2 protein-coding genes are annotated in these 2,611 nt (G+C 36.4%); both read right to left on the bottom strand.

Annotation, left to right across the window (positions count from 1 at the left end; all coding sequences use genetic code 11):
• Positions 1–588: 588 nt before the first annotated feature.
• Entirely contained in the window at positions 589–1,689 is a 1,101-nt protein-coding gene (locus ACESM9_RS15465; RefSeq protein WP_373000790.1) for a hypothetical protein, read from the bottom strand.
• The gene (locus ACESM9_RS15460; RefSeq protein ID WP_373000787.1) at positions 1,682–2,206 is read right to left on the bottom strand and encodes an RNA polymerase sigma factor; all 525 of its coding nucleotides are present in this window, start codon (positions 2,204–2,206) and stop codon (positions 1,682–1,684) included. The genes ACESM9_RS15465 and ACESM9_RS15460 overlap by 8 nt, the downstream gene beginning before the upstream one ends.
• Positions 2,207–2,611 lie beyond the last annotated feature (405 nt).

Raw genomic sequence — 2,611 nt, 5'->3', positions numbered from 1 at the left:
CTGTAGTCAATTCAACTATTTCAAGTTCTTCTTGAGTATAGGACTCAGCATAGACACATGGTAAGGTAGTTAGAATTATAAGAAGTGATAAACAGAGTGAAAGAATTATTTTCTTTGTTTGTTCCATTTTAGTGCCTCCCAATCTTCATAATTTTTCTATTGCTTACTCTTTGCATTATACATAAAGTACTCAGGTATAGCAATCAACCTTACAGATAATATTAATCAATATCTATTTTGAATTAGTAGAAATGTATGTAACATCAGGTAGTAATTATAAAACACGCCATCTTCATAAGAAAGGCTTCCATTGGAAGCATTTTAACAATCAAGGAAACCTTTCTTGAAATTCATTACGGAAAGTTAACGCTAAGGAAATTTATACTTTCCTATGAATTATAAAAAGCGTCCACTTCGCGGACATAAGACAAGCCTACTGTCCTTGTAAAAGCCTCTGGTAAGAGCTACACCACAGCTTTTCCCAACTAGCAGGCTTGCCATTATAAAAAGGACTTAATCCTCGCGGTTAAGCCCTTTTTATTCAGAAATGATTTTTATTGCATTAACTTAAATTATGCCGTAAAGCAGTTATTTTGCCTTTTTGACTGTTCTGCCCATAACCATGCCATTTTCATCCTTAAAAAACTGAATGGCAGTATGTACTCTGTCATCCTCATTTGTCCATACTGTTTTCCATACACCTGCTTCTATGTCTTCAAACAGGAAGTCCAAGGAAACCTTCACTTTATTGCCATTGTACTCATAATACGCAAATTCATCATCATGAGTAACTTCCTTTATGGATTTTCTCATTACAAAGGCATTAGCAAACTCATCCTCCGAGCTAGCGATGGTTTTATCATTTGTTCTGGACTCAGGTGCAGGATTTAATAATTCTTTAAGATACTGTTCAGCTTTCTCGTAGTTTGCTTTTTTCTCGTCCAGAGGTAAATCAAAAAGTACACTGGCTTCTTTATTGTTTTCATTAATTGTGATTTCACCTGTTTCTTCATTGTAGCTTACTGTTTCATTGTTGATAGAACTTCCAGTGCCAGCATAAAGATATACTCCTCTATCGGCAAACATCTCAATACTATCGCATTCAATCATTCTGTAAATGACTCCGTCTACTACACATTCGCTATATCCGCCATTCATGGTGAATATGTTCACCAGCCAGGGCTTTTGCCCCTTTATAAGGGGAGAGACTATAAATGTAATTTCACCAAAACTTTCATCACTGACATCAGGCATTGGGCTCCCATCTTTTCTTTCAATTGAGATTACAGCGTAGGTCCTGTCTGGATGAATATCCTGCGATGAATTTCTAAAATCGCTTAAGTTTTCGCCGGAGGTGATACCCATAAGTGTAAAGGTATAATCTCCAGAAGTTATAGATTGATTTATATGAACTGCATTTTCACTATCGAAAGCTTTTGCAAGGGTCTTATCTCCCAGATTTTCAGCAACCTGTTTCGGGCTTAGAAGCTGCCATGCAGCAAATACCGACCCTGACATAATAAAGATAACGGCAGCAATAATGGCAACTGATATTTTTTTACGTGCTGGTTTCATAGTTTTACTCTCCTTAATTCTATACCTAATCTCCTGATTTAGAGCTTCACTAGGTTCAGCTGTCGAAGAAAGTGCCTGATTTAACAATTGATCTAGTTCTTCATATTTATCCATACTGATAACCCTCCAAGACATTTTTTAGATTTTTACGAGCCTTGTGGAGTCTGCTTTTTACAGTACCCTTGGGAATTCTAAGGGCTAATGCTATCTCTTCAACCGACATTTCTGCAGTGTAGTACATGTACAAGGGTATTCTAAGCTTGTCATTAAGTTTATCCGCTGCAGTCCGTATTACTGCGCAGCGTTCTCTTAAAATGACAATCTCTTCTGGTGTTGACATGTTGGTGCACATGATGTTGACCATATCTTCGTTCAGTTCTCCCTCGGGGGCTATTCTTTGCCGCCTGGCATATTTACGGCGATTGTTCTTCCATAGTCCAACTGCGACAGAAATAAGAAAACCTTTTGGATTATTGTTCTTATCAATTTTATTACACATTTCCATCGCTTTTAAGAAAGTTTCCTGATACAGGTCATCAGCATTATCCTTGTCTTTCGCAAGCCTAAGGCAAAATCCATAAACAGCTTTACCATACAGCATCACAAGGCTATCAATATCTATATTGTCCAATGTTTTTCTCCTCTCCGCATGGCACAACTTAATTTAATTCTTTCTGCTATAGCATTCTTAATGCAATATTGCAAATCCATCCCATTCACCTAGAATAGCTATTCCATTAATATATTGTCTCTTACTGGTCATCTGGTTCATTTTGCCATAAAAAATATCCATATATTTATCCATCCAATACCTAGTATGTTATTCAACCATTCATATATGAACCTAATTTTCCCAATCATCATATATCATAACTCAAACTACTCAATATAATCTATATCTTTGTCTGCTTTAAACGGTCAAAAACAAGAATTAATGCTGTCCTCTAATCTCTCTAATATCAACGGCATTGGCTGATATATGTATAGTTTCAAATAAAAAATGAGCTGCCAAATCTGCTGACAACTCATCGCTAAC

The sequence above is a fragment of the Lutispora sp. genome (assembly GCF_041687175.1).
Classification (GTDB): Bacteria; Bacillota; Clostridia; order Lutisporales; family Lutisporaceae; genus Lutispora.
This window is presented reverse-complemented; position numbering and strand designations above follow the sequence as displayed.